The sequence below is a fragment of the Microbacterium sp. 8M genome (assembly GCF_902506375.1).
Taxonomy (GTDB): Bacteria; Actinomycetota; Actinomycetes; order Actinomycetales; family Microbacteriaceae; genus Microbacterium.
In genome coordinates, this window is sequence record NZ_LR733284.1 from 1,574,028 (window position 1) to 1,592,633 (window position 18,606).

At 72.4% G+C, this 18,606-nt stretch carries 16 protein-coding genes and 1 riboswitch; all 16 genes read left to right on the top strand.

Going from position 1 to position 18,606, the window contains the following annotated elements; all coding sequences use genetic code 11:
- Positions 1-1,395 carry a sensor histidine kinase gene (locus AERO9AM_RS07465; RefSeq protein WP_159575571.1) on the top strand — a complete coding sequence of 465 codons (1,395 nt, stop codon included), beginning with the start codon at positions 1-3 and terminating at the stop codon, positions 1,393-1,395.
- Positions 1,392-2,384: a TAXI family TRAP transporter solute-binding subunit gene (locus AERO9AM_RS07470; RefSeq protein WP_159575572.1), complete on the top strand. Its 993-nt coding sequence runs from the start codon at positions 1,392-1,394 to the stop codon at positions 2,382-2,384. Before AERO9AM_RS07465 ends, AERO9AM_RS07470 begins: the two co-directional genes overlap by 4 nt.
- A gap of 174 nt (positions 2,385-2,558) precedes the next feature.
- Positions 2,559-3,323 (top strand): amino acid ABC transporter ATP-binding protein, encoded by a 765-nt coding sequence (locus tag AERO9AM_RS07475; protein ID WP_159575573.1) that lies wholly within the window; start codon positions 2,559-2,561, stop codon positions 3,321-3,323.
- Between the two features lie 42 nt (positions 3,324-3,365).
- Complete coding sequence (locus AERO9AM_RS07480) at positions 3,366-4,274, top strand: glutamate ABC transporter substrate-binding protein (RefSeq protein WP_159575574.1); 909 nt, start codon at positions 3,366-3,368, stop codon at positions 4,272-4,274.
- Between the two features lie 91 nt (positions 4,275-4,365).
- A complete protein-coding gene (locus tag AERO9AM_RS07485; protein ID WP_159575575.1) occupies positions 4,366-5,022 on the top strand; it encodes an amino acid ABC transporter permease in 657 nt (218 codons plus the stop codon).
- Positions 5,019-5,945 (top strand): amino acid ABC transporter permease, encoded by a 927-nt coding sequence (locus tag AERO9AM_RS07490; protein ID WP_159575576.1) that lies wholly within the window; start codon positions 5,019-5,021, stop codon positions 5,943-5,945. Before AERO9AM_RS07485 ends, AERO9AM_RS07490 begins: the two co-directional genes overlap by 4 nt.
- A gap of 42 nt (positions 5,946-5,987) precedes the next feature.
- Positions 5,988-7,046, top strand: coding sequence for a phenylalanine--tRNA ligase subunit alpha (gene pheS, locus AERO9AM_RS07495; protein ID WP_442923278.1), 1,059 nt, complete (start codon positions 5,988-5,990; stop codon positions 7,044-7,046).
- A complete protein-coding gene (gene pheT / locus AERO9AM_RS07500) occupies positions 7,046-9,568 on the top strand; it encodes a phenylalanine--tRNA ligase subunit beta (protein WP_159575578.1) in 2,523 nt (840 codons plus the stop codon). The genes pheS and pheT overlap by 1 nt, the downstream gene beginning before the upstream one ends.
- Before the next feature lie 104 nt (positions 9,569-9,672).
- Positions 9,673-10,365 (top strand): urease subunit gamma, encoded by a 693-nt coding sequence (locus tag AERO9AM_RS07505; protein ID WP_159575579.1) that lies wholly within the window; start codon positions 9,673-9,675, stop codon positions 10,363-10,365.
- Positions 10,365-12,065: an urease subunit alpha gene (locus AERO9AM_RS07510; protein ID WP_159575580.1), complete on the top strand. Its 1,701-nt coding sequence runs from the start codon at positions 10,365-10,367 to the stop codon at positions 12,063-12,065. Before AERO9AM_RS07505 ends, AERO9AM_RS07510 begins: the two co-directional genes overlap by 1 nt.
- Positions 12,066-12,067: 2 nt before the next feature.
- Complete coding sequence (locus AERO9AM_RS07515; RefSeq protein WP_159575581.1) at positions 12,068-12,769, top strand: urease accessory protein UreF; 702 nt, start codon at positions 12,068-12,070, stop codon at positions 12,767-12,769.
- Complete coding sequence (gene ureG / locus AERO9AM_RS07520; RefSeq protein WP_236602526.1) at positions 12,762-13,520, top strand: urease accessory protein UreG; 759 nt, start codon at positions 12,762-12,764, stop codon at positions 13,518-13,520. Before AERO9AM_RS07515 ends, ureG begins: the two co-directional genes overlap by 8 nt.
- On the top strand, positions 13,517-14,260 hold the full coding sequence (locus AERO9AM_RS07525; RefSeq protein WP_159575583.1) for an urease accessory protein UreD: 744 nt from the start codon (positions 13,517-13,519) through the stop codon (positions 14,258-14,260). The genes ureG and AERO9AM_RS07525 overlap by 4 nt, the downstream gene beginning before the upstream one ends.
- Positions 14,250-15,221: a HoxN/HupN/NixA family nickel/cobalt transporter gene (locus tag AERO9AM_RS07530; RefSeq protein ID WP_159575584.1), complete on the top strand. Its 972-nt coding sequence runs from the start codon at positions 14,250-14,252 to the stop codon at positions 15,219-15,221. Before AERO9AM_RS07525 ends, AERO9AM_RS07530 begins: the two co-directional genes overlap by 11 nt.
- 49 nt (positions 15,222-15,270) lie before the next feature.
- A riboswitch (TPP riboswitch) is annotated at positions 15,271-15,364 on the top strand.
- Positions 15,355-16,251, top strand: coding sequence for a hydroxyethylthiazole kinase (thiM, locus tag AERO9AM_RS07535; RefSeq protein ID WP_159575585.1), 897 nt, complete (start codon positions 15,355-15,357; stop codon positions 16,249-16,251). (Overlaps the previous riboswitch by 10 nt.)
- Positions 16,248-18,434 carry a bifunctional hydroxymethylpyrimidine kinase/phosphomethylpyrimidine kinase gene (locus AERO9AM_RS07540; RefSeq protein ID WP_159575586.1) on the top strand — a complete coding sequence of 729 codons (2,187 nt, stop codon included), beginning with the start codon at positions 16,248-16,250 and terminating at the stop codon, positions 18,432-18,434. Before thiM ends, AERO9AM_RS07540 begins: the two co-directional genes overlap by 4 nt.
- Positions 18,435-18,606: the final 172 nt, after the last annotated feature.

Sequence of the window (18,606 nt, forward strand, 5' to 3'; positions counted from 1 at the left end):
GTGCGCCAGCGCCTGTTCATCGTCTTCCTGGTGCCGCTCGCCGCCGTGCTGCTGCTGCTCGGCGGCGCATACGGCTGGGCGGCGTCGCGCAGCGTGCAGCAATCCTTCTACACGCAGCAGGTCGGCGACATCGGCACGTTCGTGACCAGCGCGCGCCAGGCGCTGCTGTCGGGCAGTGCCGAGGTGCTGGACGGCGAGCTCCGCCGCTACCGCGAGCTGTACGGCACCCAGGTGGTCGTGGTGGACCGCACCGGCCGCCCGTGGTCGCCGCAGGATGCGGACGCGCAGGTGTGGGATCAGGACACCGCCGACAAGGTGCAGTTGGCGCTCTCCGGGCGCCGCAGCGACCTGCCCGAACCCGTGCTGCTGCCCTGGCAGTTCGCCGAGCAGTCGCTCGTGGAGCCGATCTTCGACGGCGGCGACGTGATCGGCGCGGTGGTCATGTCGGCGAGCGTGGATGCGCCCCGCGCGGAGATCGTGCGGCAGTGGATCCTGCTCGGGATCGTCAGCGTGCTGGCGATCGGCATCGGCCTTCTCGTGGTGGTGCGCCTGGCCGGCTGGGTGCTGCGACCCGTGCACCGCGTCGACGAGGCGATGGAGGCGATCGAACGCGGCGACATGGAGGCGCGGATCGCCGACGACACCGGCCCGCCCGAGCTGCACCGCATGATCCTGCTCTTCAACCGGATGGCGGAGGAGATCGAGCGCGTGGTCTCACGCCAGCAGGAGTTCGCGCTGAACGCCTCGCACGAGCTGCGCAACCCCTTGAACGCCCTGCTGCTGCGCGTGGAGTCGCTCGCCACGGGCCTGGACCGCAGCTGGACGCACGAGGTGGAGGCGACCAGGGAGGAGGGGCGGCGGATGACCCGGATCCTGGACACCCTGCTCTCCTTCGCGCGCGGCGAGGATCCGGCGCCGTCCCGCGCACCGGTCGATCTGGTCGCGCTCGCCGAGCGCCGGGTCGCGGCCTGGCGCGACGCCGCCGCGGCGAACGACGTCGCCCTGGCGCTGCACGTCGACGGCGCAGGTCTCGACGGTCAGGTGCTCTCGGCCACGGACGAGACCATCGCCGAGAGCGCGCTGGACGCGGTGATCGACAACGCCGTGAAGTTCTCGCCCCGAGGCACCCGGATCGACGTGACCGTCGCGCGCGCCGCGGATCGGTGCGAGCTGACCGTGCGGGACCACGGTCCCGGTCTCTCCGAGGAGGAGCTCGCACACGCCGCCGACCGGTACTGGCGCAGCGACCGCACCCGCTCGGTCCCCGGTTCGGGGCTGGGGCTCGCGATCGCCACCGACCTTCTCGCGACGGTCGACGCCGGTGTGCGGCTCGAGGCGGCCGAGGGCGGCGGTCTCCGCGTCGTGCTCGAGCTCCCGGCAGTGGGGGCGCGATGAGGGCCCTGGCGGGCCGGGTCCGGCCGGCGCGCAGCGGAGCGGTGCGTCTGCTCGCGCTGCTGCTGTGCCTGCTGAGCGCGGTGGGTCTGGCTGCGTGCGCGCCCGCCGACCGCAGCTGGGCGGACAAGCCGCAGGTGATCGCAGGCGGGGGAGCGACGGGCGTGTACTACGCCTACGGGCAGCGGTTCGCCCAGGTGCTGAGCACTCACCTCGGAGCGAGGTTCACGGCGCAGCGCACGAACGGATCCGTCGACAACCTCGAGCGCATCGGCGACGGCACGGCCGTGCTCGGGTTCGCCCAGGGCGACGCCGTGGCGGACGCCGTCGCGGGAACGGGCGCCTTCCCCGAGCCCATCCCGATCGTCGCCGTCGCGCGGCTGTACGACGAATACGTGCACATCGTGGTCAGGGAGGGATCCGATGTGCGCGACCTCCGGGATCTCGCCGGGCGCGCGGTCTCGCTCGGCGCGCGCGGGTCCGGCGTGGATCTCGTCGCGCGGCGCGTCCTCGGCGCTGCCGACGTGGATGCGGCGTCCATTCGCAACCCCGAGCTCGGGCTCGAGGCCTCGATCGGGGCCCTGCGCCGGGGGGAGATCGACGGCTTCTTCTGGGTGGGCGGCCTGCCGACGCCGGGCATCGCCACGCTCGCCGCGGACACGCCGATCCGCCTGCTGTCGATCCCGCCGGCCGTCGTCGACGCGGTCAACGCCGCCCATGCCGGCGCCTACCGGCAAGCGGACTTCCCGATCGGCGCCTACGGGACCGGCACTTCCACGGTGACCATGACCGTGCCCAACTACCTGGTCACCCGCGCAGACGCCCCGGAGGGACTCGTCCACGACGCCACCGCGGTGCTGTTCGACGAGCGCGCCACCATCGCGCGCGATGCTCCCGCAGCGGCCCTGCTGGACCGCCGGCAGGCGATCTTCACCGATCCGATCGCCCTGCACACCGGCGCGGTGCGGTACTACCGCGAGACCCACGACTGACGCGCTCACACCCTCGGCGGAACGTCGCCGTCGCCTGCCGGAAACAGCCCGGAAACCCGGGGGACGAAACCCTCAAGGATTCCTCAAGCGCACTGGTCCCGGTGCCGCGGAGCCAATAACGTCATCGGCACCCCGCGGTGTCATCCGCACCGCCCGTCCTCACGGAGATCCGACATGCCCGAATCCCGCTCCGCCTCCGTCGGCGCCCCGCTGGTCGTCGTGGACCACGTGCAGAAGCACTACGGCGACTTCCAGGCCCTGACCGACATCGACCTCACCGTGCACAAGGGCGAGGTGGTCGTGATCATCGGCCCGTCCGGATCCGGCAAGTCGACCCTCTGCCGCACGATCAACCGCCTGGAGACCATCACCAGCGGCTCGATCACGATCGACGGCAAGGAGCTCCCCGCGGAGGGCAAGGGACTGGCCCAGCTCCGCGCGGACGTGGGCATGGTGTTCCAGTCCTTCAACCTGTTCGCCCACCTCACGATCCTCGAGAACGTGACCCTGGGCCCCATCAAGGTGCGCGGCGTGAAGAAGGCGGATGCCGAGAAGGAAGCCATGCAGCTGCTCGAGCGCGTCGGCGTGGCCAAGCAGGCCTCGAAGCTCCCGGCGCAGCTCTCGGGCGGCCAGCAGCAGCGCGTGGCGATCGCCCGCGCCCTGGCGATGCACCCCAAGGTGATGCTCTTCGACGAGCCCACCAGCGCCCTGGATCCGGAGATGATCAACGAGGTCCTCGACGTCATGGTCGAGCTCGCCGCCAGCGGCATGACGATGATCGTCGTCACCCACGAGATGGGCTTCGCCCGCAAGGCCGCGAACCGCGTCGTGTTCATGGCGGACGGGCGGATCCTCGAGGAGGCCGAGCCGGAGGAGTTCTTCACGAACCCGAAGTCGGACCGCGCGAAGGACTTCCTGTCGAAGCTCCTCACCCACTGACCTGATCCCCGCACCACAGCACCTGCACTGAAGGAGAAGCACATGCGAAAGTCACGGATCCTCACCGGCATCGGCATCGCGGCCGTCGCCCTGATCGCCCTCACCGGCTGCAACAGCGGCAGCCCCACCAGCCCCGGTGCGACCGGGGAAGGCGTCACCCCGACGAGTGACAAGCCGCTCTTCGAGGTCGCCAAGGACGTCAAGCTGGAGGGCAGCCCCACCTTCGACCGGATCACCAAGAACGGCAAGATCACGGTCGGCGTCAAGGAGGACCAGCCGGGCCTCGGCTACAAGGACGCGACCACGGGCGAGCGCAGCGGCTTCGACATCGACATCGCGCGCTGGATCGCCGCCTCGCTCGGCTACAGCGAGGACAAGATCGAGTTCAAGGCGATCCCGTCCGCCAACCGCGAGCAGGCGATCGTCAACGGCGACGTCGACTACTACGTCGGCACCTACTCGATCACCGACAAGCGCAAGGCCGTGATCGACTTCGCCGGCCCCTACTTCGTCACCGGCCAGGGCCTGCTCGTCCGCAAGAGCGACGACACCATCAAGAGCGAGAAGGACCTCAAGGGCAAGACCGTCTGCTCGGCGACCGGGTCCACCCCGCTGCAGAACATCCAGGCGAACTTCCCCGACACCAAGACGGTCGGCCTCGACCTGTACTCCGCGTGCGTGGAGCAGCTCATCAACAAGCAGGTCGACGCGGTCACCACGGACCAGGCCATCCTGATCGGCTACGCCTCGCAGGATCCGGACGAGCTCAAGGTCGTCGGCGAGCCGTTCACGACGGAGAAGTACGGCGTGGGCCTGGCCAAGGGCGACACGGCACTGCAGACGTTCATCGACACGATGTTCACCGACGGAGGGGACACCTGGAAGGCGATCTTCGAGAAGAACCTGGGCGCGAGCGGCATGAAGGTCGATCAGCCCGCGGTCGAGAAGTGATCCAAGGCGGCCGGCGGGACTGATCCCGCCGGCCGCGTCCTCCCTCCCGACGTCCTCGGACGTCCCGACCCGAACCCGAAAGAGAGATCGCGTGGACGCACTCCTGGGCAATCTCGACCTGTGGGGGCAGGCGACGCTCAACACGGTCCTGCTGTTCCTCGGCGGCGGCGCGCTGGCCCTGGTGCTCGGCACCATCGTCGGAGCGATGCGCGTGTCGCCGGTGCCGATCGCTCGCGCCGTCGGCACGGTGTACGTGAACCTGGTGCGCAACACCCCGCTCACGCTGGTGTTCTTCTTCTTCGTCTTCGGATACCCGAAGCTCGACCTCCCGGAGATCCCGTTCATGCCGCTGGGCATCCTCGCCCTCGGCATCTACACCGCGACCTATGTGGCCGAGGTGCTGCGAGCGGGCATCAACACGGTGCCGGTGGGGCAGGCCGAGGCCGCCCGCGCGATCGGCCTCACGTTCGGGCAGGTGATGACGCTCGTGGTCATGCCGCAGGCGTTCCGCTCCGTGGTGCCGCCGATGATGAGCGTGTTCATCGCGCTGCTGAAGAACACCACGGTGGCCGCCGGCTTCTCCATCGCGGAGCTCGCGGCCCTCCGCGCCACGGTCGCCGACTCGGCGAACCGCCCCGGCACCGTGATGGAGATCCTGCTCTGGGTGGCCGTCGTGTTCGTCATCCTGGTGACGCTGCTGAGTCTCGTGCAGCGGCACTTCGAGAAGAAGTGGAGGATCGTCCGATGAGCGGCGCATCCGTTCTCTACGACGTCCCCGGCCCGAAGGCCGTGCTGCGCAACCGGATCCTCGGCGTGGTCACGGTGCTGGTCGTCCTCGCGATCGTCGGCTTCATCGTGTACCGCTTCGCGGTGACGGGGCAGTTCGACGCCTCCCGCTGGAACCTCTTCACCTACACGCTCGTGTGGCAGGGGATGGCGCAGGCCCTGTGGGCCACCGTCAGCGCGTTCCTCGCGGCGGGCGTGGGCAGCATCGTGCTCGGCTTTGTGCTGGCGATCGGCCGGCTCTCCGACCATGCCTGGGTGCGCGTGCCGGTCACCGTGGTGATCGAGCTGCTGCGCGCGGTCCCCGTGCTGGTCATGATGATGATCTTCTTCTACGGGGTGAACTCGATCCCCGGATCCACGTTCCGCATGTCGGCGTATGCCGCGGTCGTGATCGGTCTCGTGCTCTACAACGGCTCCGTGCTCGCCGAGGCGCTGCGCGCCGGTGTCGAGGCGCTGCCGAAGGGGCAGAAGGAGGCGGGCTACGCGATCGGCCTGCGCAAGTCCGGCGTGATGGCGTTCATCCTGCTCCCGCAGGCGATCCGGGCGATGCTGCCGGTCATCGTCGCGCAGCTCGTGGTGACGCTCAAGGACACCGCGCTCGGGTTCATCATCACCTACCCCGAGCTCATCTACTACGCGAAGTACCTCAGCTCGCAGCCGGGCCGGCCGCTGCTGCAGGCCGGGCTCATCGTCGCCGTCATCTACATCTCGATGTGCCTGATCCTCTCCGGGGTCGCGAAGTGGCTCGAGGTGCGCACCCGCCGCTCGCCGAAGGTGCAGCACGGGCACGGTGGCAACGCCGCGGCGGACGACGAGTCGACGCTCACCGAGGTCATCGCCCTGCAGGGGCGCTCCGGTCATCCCGACGCCGGCGGCCTGCACTGACTCCGGCGCGCTCAGAGGGGGCTGAGCGCGCCGGTAGACTCGATTCTCGTGTCCGACAACGCACAGACTTCCCCTGACATCACTCCGGAGGCGGTGGAATCCGCCGTCGCGGCCGCGCTCGCCGCGCTCGGATCCGCGGCCGACACCGCCCAGCTCAAGGCCGCACGCGCCGCGCACGTCGCCGAGGGGTCGCCGCTGGCGGTCCTGAACGCCTCGATGCGCCAGGTCGCGCCCGAGCACAAGGCCGCGTTCGGCAAGCTCATCGGTCAGGGACGCGGTCGCGTCACCCAGGCTCTCGCCGCGAAGGAGGCGGAGCTCGCCGAGGCCGAGACCGCCGCGCGGCTCGAGGCGGAGCGCGTCGACATCACCGCGGTCGCCTCGCGCACCCCCGTCGGCGCGCGGCACCCGCTCACCCTGCTGCAGGAGCAGATCAGCGACGTCTTCGTCGGCATGGGCTGGGAGATCGCGGAGGGCCCGGAGCTCGAGCACGAGTGGTTCAACTTCGACGCCCTGAACTTCGACGTCGACCATCCCGCGCGCCAGGAGCAGGACACGTTCTACGTGGATCCGGCCTCGCGTCACCTCGTCATGCGCACGCACACCAGTCCGGTGCAGGTGCGCTCGATGCTCGACCGGGAGGTGCCGATCTACGTGCTGTGCCCGGGACGCGTGTACCGCACCGACGAGTTCGACGCCACGCACCTGCCGGTGTTCACCCAGTTCGAAGGCCTCGTCGTCGACAAGGGCATCTCGATGGCCCACCTCAAGGGCACGCTCGATCATGTCGCGCGCCAGCTCTTCGGCCCGGAGGCGAAGACCCGCTTCCGCACGAACTACTTCCCGTTCACCGAGCCGTCCGCCGAGCTCGACCTGTGGCACCCGACCTTCAAGGGCGGTGCGCGCTGGATCGAGTGGGGCGGCTGCGGCATGGTCAACCCGAACGTGCTGCGCGCGGCCGGGATCGACCCCGACGTGTACAGCGGCTTCGCGTTCGGCATGGGCGTCGAGCGCGCGCTCATGTTCCGCAGCGACGTGCAGGACATGCGCGACATGGCCGAGGGCGATGTCCGTTTCAGCGAGCAGTTCGGGATGGTGGTGTGATGCGCGTCCCGCTTTCGTGGCTGCGTGAGTATGTGGATGTCGCCGATGCGGTGACGCCGGACGACGTCTTCGCGGCGCTCGTCTCGGTCGGCTTCGAGGAGGAGGAGCTCATCGGCTTCGACATCTCGGGGCCGGTCGTGGTCGGTCAGGTGGTCTCCTTCGAGGAGGAGCCGCAGTCCAACGGCAAGACCATCCGCTGGTGCCAGGTCGACGTGGGTGAGGCCAACGGCGGCGTGCGCGGCATCGTCTGCGGCGCGCACAACTTCGCCGTGGGGGACAAGGTCGTCGTGACCCTCCCCGGCGCCGTGCTGCCCGGGCCGTTCCCGATCGCCGCGCGCAAGACCTACGGGCACGTCTCGGACGGCATGATCGCCTCGGCTCGCGAGCTGGGCCTCGGCGACGAGCACAACGGGATCCTGATCCTCGCCGAGCTCGGCATCGACGCCCCCGTCGGCGCCGACGCGATCGCGCTGCTCGGCCTCGACGACGTCGCGGTCGACATCAACGTCACGCCCGACCGCGGCTACGCGTTCTCGATCCGCGGCGTGGCCCGCGAGTACGCACACGCGACAGGCGCGGCCTTCCGCGACCCGGCAGAGCGCGACTTCGCCGACCTGCAGCCCGGCACCGGCTTCACGGCCGTCGTCGAGGACACGGCGCCCATCCGCGGCGTGGTGGGCGCGAGCGAGTTCGTCACGCGCGTGGTGCGCGGCGTGGACCCGTCCCGCCCGACGCCGCCGTGGATGGTCGCGCGCCTCACGCTCGCGGGCATGCGCTCGCTCGGCATCCTCATCGACATCACGAACTACGTGATGCTCGAGCTCGGCAACCCGATCCACGGCTACGACCTCGACAAGCTCGACGGCGGCATCGTGGTGCGCCGTGCCGCCCCGGGGGAGAGCATGGTCACCCTCGACGGGCAGAAGCGCACGCTCGACCCTGAGGACCTGCTCATCACCGACGGCTCGGGTCCGATCGGCCTCGCCGGCGTCATGGGCGGCGGCACCACCGAGATGAGCGGCACCACGCGCAACGTGCTCATCGAGGCGGCGACGTTCGATCCGATCACGATCGCGCGCACCGCCCGCCGGCACAAGCTGCCCAGCGAGGCGTCCAAGCGCTTCGAGCGCGGGGTGGATCCGCTCATCCCGTTCGCCGCGGCGCGCCGTGTCGCCGACCTGATGGTGGAGCTCGCCGGGGGCACGCTCACCGACGAGGGCGGCGCGCTCTACGCCGAGGTGCTCCTCGAGGGCATCGACCTCCCCGCCGGCTTCGTGCAGGGCCTCATCGGCGTGGACTACACCGACGACGAGGTCACGGGTGCGCTCGAGACCATCGGCGCCGAGGTCACCGCCGTCGACGGTGGCTGGAACGTGATCCGCCCGAGCTGGCGCCCCGATCTCAGCGACAAGTGGACGCTCGCCGAGGAGGTCGCCCGCATCCACGGGCTGGACCGCATCCCGTCCGTGCTGCCGACCCCGCCCTCCGGGCGCGGCCTCACCGAGCTGCAGCAGGGACGCCGGCGCGTCGCGAACGCGCTCGCGGCGGCGGGTCTCGTGGAGACCCCGTCGTTCCCGTTCACCACGCAGGACCAGAACGACCTGCACGGCTCCGCCTCCGGGGAGAGCCTTCCCGGCGTGCGCCTGGCGAACCCGCTCGACGGGCAGGCTCCCTACCTGCGCCGCTCGCTGATCCCGGGCCTGCTCCAGATCGCGCACCGCAACATCGCGCGCGGGCTGGTGGATCTCGCGATCTTCGAGACCGGCGTGGTGTTCCTGCCCGAGCCGGGCGTCGTCTACGGCACCGACGAGGTCCCGCCGCTCGGAATCCGTCCGTCGGACGAGACGCTCGCCGCGCTCAACGCGTCGATCCCGCCGCAGGCCCGTCACGTGGCCGCGCTGTTCACCGGTCACGTCACGCCCCGCCAGCCCGGCCGCGCGGCCGAGGAGTACGGCCTCAGCGAGGCGCTCGACGCGGTGCGCGTGATCGCCGACGCCGCGGGCGTCGAGATCGACGTGGTGCAGGGCACCCGCGCCGCGCTGCACCCGGGTCGCACCGGCGTGCTGCAGGTGCGCGACGCCTCGACGGGCTCGACGACCGAGGTCGGCTACGTCGGCGAGCTGCACCCGCAGGTGTCCGCCGATGCGGATCTGCCGGGCCGTGCGGTCGTCCTCGAGCTCGACCTCGACGGCGTCCTCGGCATGTCCGGGGAGCGCGTGGTCGCGGCCTCGCTGTCGACCTATCCCGCCGCCACCCAGGACGTGTCGCTCGTGCTCGACGCAGGCGTCGCCGCGGCCGACGTCCGCTCCGCCCTGGCCGAGGGCGCCGGTGCGCTGCTGGAATCCGTCCGGCTCGTCGACGACTACCGCGGCGACGGCGTGCCCGCCGGATCCAAGAGCCTCACCTTCGCGCTCCGCTTCCGGGCCGACGACCGCACCCTCACCGCCGCGGAGGCGACGGAGGCGAAGCTCGCCGGTGTCGCCGTGGCGGCCGAGAGGTTCGGGGCGCACATCCGCGACTGAGCGCAGCCTCCAGGGATCCGTAACGCGGCCGAAACACATTCGACCTCGATCGGACACCCTGGGGGGCTTAGAGTCTCGATGTTCCCTGACATCGGAGGCCCTGCATGCACGTCAGTCCGGCCGAGACCGAGAAGCTCCTGCTGGCCGTCGCGGGCATGGTGGCACGAGACCGCCACGCGCGCGGGGTGCGGCTGAACCACCCGGAGACGGTGGCGCTGCTCAGCACCTGGGTGATCGAGCGGGCACGCGAGGGCGCGCTCGTCGAGGACCTCATGCAGCAGGGGCGCGAGGTGCTGACCGTCGACGACGTGCTGCCCGGGGTCGCCGCGATGCTGCACGACGTGCAGGTCGAGGCCACGTTCCCGGACGGGCGCAAGCTCGTGACGGTGCACCACCCGATCCAGGAGGCGCCTGGGGCCGACGCCGCGGCGGACGCGCCGGCCGGGCAGGGCGAGGCACCGGGGGCGTACCGGATCCGCCCGGGATCCGTCGAGCTCAACGTGCGCGACTCCGCCGACGAGACGCGCACCCTGGTGTTCCTGAACACCGGCGACCGACCGATCCAGGTCGGCTCCCACGTGCACCTGCCCGACGTCAACACCGCGCTCTCCTTCGACCGCGCAGCGGCCTACGGCTTCCGGCTGGGCATCCCGTCCGGCACGTCGCAGCGGTTCGAGCCGGGGGCCTCCCGAGAGCTGCCCGTCGTCTCGATCGCCGGAGCGCGCCGGGTGCCGGGGCTGCAGCGCGGCAACACGCAGCGCGGCGTGCTCGTCGCCGAGCCGGAGAGGGGCGCCTGATGCGTCTGGACAGGGAGCGCTACGCGTCGATCTACGGCCCCACCGCCGGCGATCAGGTGCGCCTCGGCGACACGGATCTGTGGATCGAGATCGAGCGGGATCTCACCGTCGGCGGCGAGGAGGCCGTGTTCGGCGGCGGCAAGTCGATCCGCGAGTCCATGGCGCAGTCGGCCGCGACCAGGGCCGAGGGCGCGCTGGACACCGTCATCACGAACGCGATCGTGTTCGACTGGTGGGGCGTCGTGCGCGCCGACGTCGGACTGCGCGACGGCCGGATCGTCGCCCTGGGGCGCGCCGGCAACCCGGACATCGCCGACGGCGTGCACCCGGAACTGGTGATCGGCCCGTCCACCGACGTGATCTCCGGTGAGGGCCGGATCCTCACCGCCGGCGGGATCGACTCGCACGTGCACCTGCTCTCGCCCTCGCAGATCCACGAAGCGCTGGCGGCCGGGATCACCACGATCGTCGGCGGCGGCACCGGCCCCTCCGAGGGGTCCAAGGCGACCACCGTGACACCCGGCGCGTGGCACCTCGAGACGATGCACCGAGCTCTGGACCGCTTCCCGGTCAACGTGCTGCTGCTCGGCAAGGGCAGCACGATCTCGCAGGGCGCGCTGCGCGAGCAGGCGCTCGCCGGCGCCGCGGGCTACAAGATCCACGAGGACTGGGGTGCGACGCCCGCGGCCATCGACGCCGCACTGACGGCCGCGGAGGAGTGGGGCCTGCAAGTGGCGCTGCACTCCGACTCGCTCAACGAGACCGGCTACGTGCAGTCCACCATCGAGGCGATCGGCGGGCGCGGCATCCACGCGTTCCACGTCGAGGGCGCCGGCGGCGGCCACGCCCCGGACATCCTCGCGATCGCCTCGCTGCCGAACGTCATCCCGGGCTCGACCAATCCGACGCTGCCGCACACCGTGAACACCGTGGCCGAGCACCTCGACATGCTCATGGTCTGCCACCACCTCAACCCGGCCGTGCCGGAGGATCTGGCTTTCGCGGAGTCCCGGATCCGGGCCACCACGATCGCCGCCGAGGACATCCTGCACGACATGGGGGCGCTCTCGGTGACCTCCTCCGATGCGCAGGCGATGGGGCGGATCGGCGAGGTGATCACCCGCACCTGGCAGGTCGCCCACGTCATGAAGCACCGTCGCGGCCGGCTCAGCGAGGACCTGCCGGCCGACAACGAGCGCGCCAGGCGGTACGTCGCCAAGTACACGATCAACCCGGCCATCGGCCAGGGCATCGATCATGAGGTCGGATCCGTCGAGCCCGGCAAGCTCGCCGACCTGGTGCTGTGGGATCCGCGGTTCTTCGGCGTGCGTCCGGAGGTCGTGATCAAGGGCGGCGGCCTGGTGTGGGGTGCACTCGGCGACCCGAACGCGTCGATTCCGACGCCGCAGCCCGTGCTGATGCGCCCGGCGTTCCTCGATGCGATCGGCGCCGACCTCTCGCTGACGTTCGTCTCGCCCGCCGCGCTCGCCGACGGCCTCCCGGAGCGGCTCGGCCTGCGCCGCCGGCTCGCGGCCGTGCGCAGCACGCGGGCCGTCACGAAGGCGGACCTGAAGAACAACGACGCCCTGCCGCGCATCGACATCCGCCCCGACACCTTCGCGATCTCGATCGACGGCGAGAACGTGGTCCCGGCCCCCGCGGACCGGCTCCCGCTCGCCCAGCTGTACACGATGTTCTGATCATGACCGCTCCAGCATTCACCTCGACGCGACCCGCGTCGCTGACCGTGGCGATGCTGCTCGCCGACGGCCGGCTGCCGTCCGGCGGCCACGCGCACTCGGCCGGTCTCGAGCCCGCGCTCCTGGCGGGCATGCCTGCGGCCGACGTGCCGGCGTACCTCGTCGGGCGCGCGCGGACCACGAGCCTCGTCGAAGCGGGCACCGCGGTGGTCGCGCGGTACCGGCTGCGCGAAGCGCCGTCGTCGGCCGCGCTCGACGACGTGGTCGCGCACTGGGCGGCGCGCACCCCGAGCGCCGCACAGCGCGAGGCGTCCCGGCTCCTCGGGCGCGGCGTCCTCCGCCTGGCCGGGCGGCTCTGGCCCGATGCCCAGGCAGTGCAGGCCTGCTCCGCGCTGGCGGCTCCGCCGCGGCCGGTGGTCATCGGCGCGATCGCCGCCGTGACGGACATGGATCCGGAGGACCTGGTCCGCGTCTTCGTCTACGAGGACGCCCAGACCGCCGCGGCCGCCCTGCTGAAACTCGCCCCCGCTGATCCCGCCGTACCCGTCGGCTGGGTCCTCGCCGCGTGCGCCGCCGTCGAGGAGCTCGTCGACGAGATCGCCGCACTGACCGATCCCGCCGGCATCCCCGCCGGCAGCGCCCCTCACTCCGAGGGGTGGGCCGAAGCCCATGCCCTCACGAACCGGAGGTTGTTCCGTGCCTGATTCTCCCGCTCCCCGCGCCCTCCGCCTCGGCATCGCCGGCCCCGTCGGGGTCGGCAAGTCGACCCTCATCGCGACGGCGTGCCGCGCCCTCGCCGGCGAGATCGCGCTCGGTGTGATCACGAACGACATCTACACGGACGAGGACGCTCGTTTCCTCCGCTCCGCCGGCGTGCTGGATCCGGAGCGGATCCGCGCCGTGGAGACGGGTGCCTGCCCGCACACGGCGATCCGCGACGACGTGACCGCGAATCTGCTCGCGGTCGAGGACGTCGAGCGCGACTTCGCACCCCTCGACGTCGTCATCATCGAGTCCGGCGGCGACAACCTGACGGCGACCTTCTCGCCGGCGCTCGTGGACGCCCAGATCTTCGTGCTCGACGTCGCCGGCGGAGGGGACGTCGCGCGCAAGGGAGGGCCGGGGATCGCGCGCGCGGACCTGCTCGTGGTGAACAAGACCGATCTCGCCCCCTACGTCGGCGTCGACGTGGCGCAGATGGTGCAGGACGCCTCGGATGCCCGGGACGGCCGGGAGGTGCTCGCCCTGTCCCGCACCGACCCCGACTCCGTGGCGCGCCTGAAGAGCTGGATCCTGGACATGCTCGCCGCCCATCGCTCCGGCGAGCACGAGCCGCAGGATCCGGGCCCGATGGCGCCGCACTTCCATGCGGACGACAGCGAGGCCGGCGGCTACCTGCACAGCCACGACGACGGCGGCGCGGAGCACGTCCACGCGCACGCGGAATCGCGGTGACGGATCCTGCCGGTCCATCGACCACGGTCGTCCAGGTCGCGGCGGGCGCCGATCGCGCCCGTGTGCTGCTGCGCTCCGGCGCGATCGCCGCGCGCATCCTGGAACGCCGGCCGCGGTACGCCCGCGTCGGGCTGATCGCGGCGGGCGCGCTCCTGCTCGGCGGCGACGCCGTCGATCTGCGCATCTCCGTCGACGCGGACTGCACCCTCGAGCTGGAGGACATCGGCGGCACCGTTGCCTACGACGGCCACGGCGAGCGCGCCTGGTGGTCGTCGCGCATCGACGTCGGCGACCGCGGGATCTGCACGTGGCACGGCCTGCCGTTCGTGGTCGCGGACGGCGCCGATGTCGACCGAAGCACGGTAGCGGAACTCGGCGAGGACGCGGCGCTGCTGCTGCGCGAGACACTCGTCCTGGGAAGGTCGGGGGAGCAGGGCGGTGCGATCAGAGCGCGCACGCGGATCGCGGTCGACGGCGCCCCCGCCCTGATCGAGCACCTCGACCTGGAGGGTCGGGAGCCGATCCCCGGCGTCCTCGGATCCGATCGCGTGCTCGACAGCGTGGTGCTGATCGGCCGCGAGCCCGCGGGCGACACGAGCGCGTGGCGCACGGACGGGATGACCGTCCTCCATCCCGAGCGAGGGGGGATCGTCGTCCGGGCGATCGTCGACGCCGCGCATCTCGGCGATCTCACCCCCGGATGGGCGGCGCTGCGGGAGGAGTTGCTCCATGAGGCATAGCGCGACCGGGTACATCGTGGGCGCGCTGCACGTCCTCGGATGGGGTGGGCTGCTGCTGTCCGCACCGTCGCCGCTCATCGCCGGGCTCGGCGTCACGGCGTACCTGCTCGGGCTCCGTCACGCCTTCGACGCCGACCACATCGCCGCGATCGACAACACGACGCGCCAGCTGCTCGCACGGAACCGCCCCGCGCGTGGCGTCGGGCTGTGGTTCTCCCTCGGTCACGCCACGGTCGTCGCCGCCCTCTGCGTGCTGCTGGCGCTCGGGGTGGGCGCGCTCACGACGAGCCTGGAGGATCCGGATTCGCCGCTGCAGGTCTGGACGGGCGTCATCGGGCCGGTGGTGTCGGGCGTGTTCCTGGTCGTCATCGCGGTGGCGAACCTCCTCGCGCTGCGCCACCGCCGCAGGGCGGGCAGCGGGCACCCGCACGGTGGTCCGGCCTGGGCGCTGCTGGGCCGGCTCAGCGCCGTGATCGACCGGCCGTCGCGGATGTACGTCGTCGGCCTGCTGTTCGGACTGGGCTTCGACACGGCCACGGAGATCGGCCTGCTCGCGCTCGCGGGGACCGCCGCCTCGCGCGCCGTGCCGTGGTGGACGGTCCTCCTCCTGCCGGTGCTGTTCGCCGCGGGCATGTCGCTGCTGGACTCGGCGCAGGGCGCGATGTCGCGGCGCGCGTACTCCTGGCGCGCCACGGGACGCGAGGGCGCCGGGCGGCGCTACGACGTGCTGGTCACGGGGGCGTCGATCGTCGTGGCGCTCGTGATCGGCGTCGCCGAGCTCGCGGGCGTCGCGGTGCGGAGCCTGCCGCAGCAGGGCCTCGCGCGAGCGCTCGCCGACCTGGACCTGAACGCGCTCGGCGTCGTCCTGACCGCCGTGCTGATCGCGTGCTGGGCGGCCGCCGCGCTCTGGTCCGGCGCACTCCGTGGCCGTCCGCCCGTGCGGCGGTCCTCGCTCGACTGAGCCGGTCGCGGGCCGGGCGCCCGTGGCCCAGCGTCTGGCTAGACTGGCCGGCAGTGACACGGGGTGCCGCATCCGCGGCTGAGATCACACCCGTCGAACCTGATCTAGGTCGTACTAGCGAAGGGATGTCGCGATGAACGCGCGTCTGGAATCGTCGTCCGAATCCGTGGCGGAGTCCGCTGCGGGGCTTCTCGAGGAGCTGCGCGCGGAGCCGCCGCTCGTGCAGTGCATCACGAACGCGGTGGTGACGGGCTTCACCGCGAACGTGCTGCTCGCGCTCGGCGCAGCGCCGGCCATGGTGGACATCACCGGCGAGGCCGGCATGTTCGCGGGCATCGCGTCGGGACTCCTGGTGAACCTCGGCACGCCGACACCCGAGCAGCGCTCGGCGAGCCTCGAGGCCGTCGGGGGAGCGCGCACGGCAGGGACGCCCTGGGTGCTCGACCCCGTGGCCGTCGGCGCGCTGCCCGTGCGCACCGCGCTGGCGCAGGACCTGCTCGCGCTGCGTCCGACCGTCATCCGCGGCAACGCCTCGGAGATCCTCGCCCTCGCCGGCCGCTCGGCCGGCGGCCGCGGGGTGGACGCGCTGGACGGCACGGAGGAGGCGGCCGACGCCGCCCGGGAACTCGCCCGGACGACCGGGGGAGCGGTCGCCGTCTCCGGCCCCGTGGACCTGGTCGTCGACGCCGGCACCGAGATCCGCGTCGCCCACGGCGATGCGCTGCTCACCCGCGTCACCGGAGGGGGGTGCGCCCTCGGCGCGGTGATGGCGGCGTTCCTCGGCGCCGCTCGGCGCACCGGCGACCGCCCCCTGGTGGCGTCCGCGGCCGCCACGCTCGTGTACACCCTCGCCGCGGAGGACGCGGCAGCGCGGGCCGCGGGCCCCGGATCCTTCGCCGTCGAGCTGCTCGATGCGCTCGCGGCGCTCGATCCGGGTCGCATCGCCGCGCGCGCCCGCGTGGAAGCCCGCCCCGTCCCGGCCGGCTCCGTCCCGGCTGGCTCCGTCCCGGCTACGGAGGCGGTGGCATGACCCTCGCGGACGTGGTCCCGGCCGACCGCACCGCGACCCCTTCGGGCACGTCTGCCGGCCGGGCGCGGCTGACGACGGACGACCTCGCCCTGTACCTCGTCACGGATGCGCGGCTGAGCGGCCCACGGAGTGTCGCCGCGGTCGTGGATGCGGCGGTGTCCGGCGGTGTCAGGATCGTGCAGCTGCGCGACAAGGACGCCGACGATGCGTCCACCGTGGCTCAGCTCGTGGAGCTGTCCGCGGTGATCGCCGGACGGGCGCTCCTGGTGGTCGACGACCGTCTGGATGCGGTCGTCGAGGCGCGCCGCCGCGGCGCCCGCGTGGACGGCGTCCACCTCGGCCAGTCCGATGCCTCGCCCCTGGTGGCGCGGGCGGTGCTCGGACCCGACGCGATCGTGGGTCTCACCGCGAACCGCCCGGAGCACCTCGACGCCGTGCGCGCGCTCCCGCCCGGCACCGTGGACTACCTCGGTGTGGGCGTGATCCGCCCGACCACCACCAAGGCCGACCACCCCGCGCCGCTGGGCGTGTCCGGGTTCGCGGCGTTCGCGGCGCAGAGCCCGCTGCCCTGCGTCGCGATCGGCGGGATCGTCGCCGAGGACGTGCCCGCGCTCCGCGCCGCCGGCGCTGCGGGCGTCGCCGTGGTGTCCGCGTTGTGCGCGGCGCCGGATCCGCAGGCCGCGGCGCGCGCCTTCCTGCGGGCCTGGGGCGCGGGCGGGGTGCCGCGGGTGCTCTCCATCGCCGGCAGCGATCCCTCCGGCGGTGCGGGGATCCAGGCCGACCTCAAGGCCATCGCTGCGAACGGCGGCTACGGCATGGCGGCGATCACGGCGCTGACCGCGCAGAACACCCGCGGGGTCACCGGCGTGCACGTGCCGCCGGCCGAGTTCCTCCGCGCCCAGCTGGACGCGATCGTCGCGGATGTGCGCGTGGACGCGGTCAAGATCGGCATGCTCGCCGGAACGGAGGTCATCGCCGAGGTCGGCTCGTGGTTGCGCGCGCACCGCCCGCCGACCGTCGTCCTCGATCCCGTCATGGTCGCGACGAGCGGTGACCGCCTGCTGGACGCCGACGCGGAGCGGGCGCTGCGGGCACTGCTCCCGCTCGCCGACCTGCTCACGCCGAACCTCCCGGAGCTCGCCGCGCTCCTCGGCGAGCCCACGGCGACGGACTGGGACTCGGCGCTGAGGCAGGCGCAGCGGCTCTCCGCGGCGACCGGGGCGCTCGTGCTCGCCAAAGGCGGGCATCTCGGCGGCGAGGAGACGCCGGACGCGCTCGTGGATGGATCCGGCGTCGTGCGCAGCTTCTCCGGCGCGCGCATCCGGACCACAGCCACCCACGGCACCGGGTGCTCGCTGTCCGCCGCCCTGGCCACGCGCCGCGCCGCGGATGCGGACTGGCGCGACGCGGTCGCCGAGGCCCGGGCGTGGCTGCGCGAGTCGATCGCCGCCGGCGACGCACTGCAGGTCGGCTCCGGCCACGGCCCGGCGCACCACTTCGCCGGGATGTGGGCCCGCGGCGGGCTCCGCACGGCGCCAGAGCCCGAGACCATCGCCCAGGACTGGTGGGAGTCGATCGCCCCGGTGCGCCGCGCCATCGACGAGCTGCCGTTCCTGCGACGGCTCGCCGACGGCTCGCTGCCCGAGGACGCCTTCCGCTGGTACCTGGCGCAGGACGCGCTCTACCTGCATGAGTACGCACGGACGCTCGCCGAGGCGTCGCGGCTCGCGCCGACGGCCGCCGAGCAGGCGTTCTGGGCGCGGTCCGCGCAGCAGTGCATCGTCGTCGAGCTGCAGCTGCACGACCACCGGCTCGCGACGAGCGCGGCGGCCGCGCCGCCCGACCCGGCGCCGGCCACCGTCGCCTACCTCGATCATCTGCGCGGCGCCGCCTTCGACGGGGACTACGGGGTGCTCATCGCGGCGCTGCTGCCGTGCTACTGGATCTACGCCGACGTGGGTGCGCGGCTGCACGCGGCGGCCGGCGGGGATCCGTCGCATCCGTTCGCTCGCTGGATCGAGGAGTACGCGGATCCCGGATTCGCGGCGGCCACCGAGGACGCGATCCGCTTCGTGACCGCGCGCGCGGCGGGCGCGGATCCCGCCACCCGCGAGCGGATGCGGATCGCGTTCGCGCGCTCGGCGGAGCACGAGAGGGCGTTCTTCGCCGCGGCTGCGCTCTGAGCGACGATGTCAGGCGGGGTGACGCCCTCGATTTGGTCGGGAGCGTCACCCCGCGATATCGTCGCGGCATGCTTCCGGCTCCGCTCGCGACCACCCGCCAGGGTGCTGTCGTGGTGCGTCGACGCCGTTCGGGCGACCGCCGACTCTAGGCGACCCCGCGCTCCCGCGTCGC

What these genes read in the sequence shown, in the direction of transcription:
- AERO9AM_RS07470 (WP_159575572.1), top strand. Translation starts at nt 1,392, where the DNA reads ATGAGGGCCCTGGCGGGCCGGGTCCGGCCGGCGCGCAGCGGAGCGGTG.
- AERO9AM_RS07475 (WP_159575573.1), top strand. Translation starts at nt 2,559, where the DNA reads ATGCCCGAATCCCGCTCCGCCTCCGTCGGCGCCCCGCTGGTCGTCGTG.
- AERO9AM_RS07480 (WP_159575574.1), top strand. Translation starts at nt 3,366, where the DNA reads ATGCGAAAGTCACGGATCCTCACCGGCATCGGCATCGCGGCCGTCGCC.
- AERO9AM_RS07490 (WP_159575576.1), top strand. Translation starts at nt 5,019, where the DNA reads ATGAGCGGCGCATCCGTTCTCTACGACGTCCCCGGCCCGAAGGCCGTG.
- pheT (WP_159575578.1), top strand. Translation starts at nt 7,046, where the DNA reads ATGCGCGTCCCGCTTTCGTGGCTGCGTGAGTATGTGGATGTCGCCGAT.
- AERO9AM_RS07505 (WP_159575579.1), top strand. Translation starts at nt 9,673, where the DNA reads ATGCACGTCAGTCCGGCCGAGACCGAGAAGCTCCTGCTGGCCGTCGCG.
- AERO9AM_RS07510 (WP_159575580.1), top strand. Translation starts at nt 10,365, where the DNA reads ATGCGTCTGGACAGGGAGCGCTACGCGTCGATCTACGGCCCCACCGCC.
- AERO9AM_RS07515 (WP_159575581.1), top strand. Translation starts at nt 12,068, where the DNA reads ATGACCGCTCCAGCATTCACCTCGACGCGACCCGCGTCGCTGACCGTG.
- AERO9AM_RS07530 (WP_159575584.1), top strand. Translation starts at nt 14,250, where the DNA reads ATGAGGCATAGCGCGACCGGGTACATCGTGGGCGCGCTGCACGTCCTC.
- thiM (WP_159575585.1), top strand. Translation starts at nt 15,355, where the DNA reads ATGAACGCGCGTCTGGAATCGTCGTCCGAATCCGTGGCGGAGTCCGCT.
- AERO9AM_RS07540 (WP_159575586.1), top strand. Translation starts at nt 16,248, where the DNA reads ATGACCCTCGCGGACGTGGTCCCGGCCGACCGCACCGCGACCCCTTCG.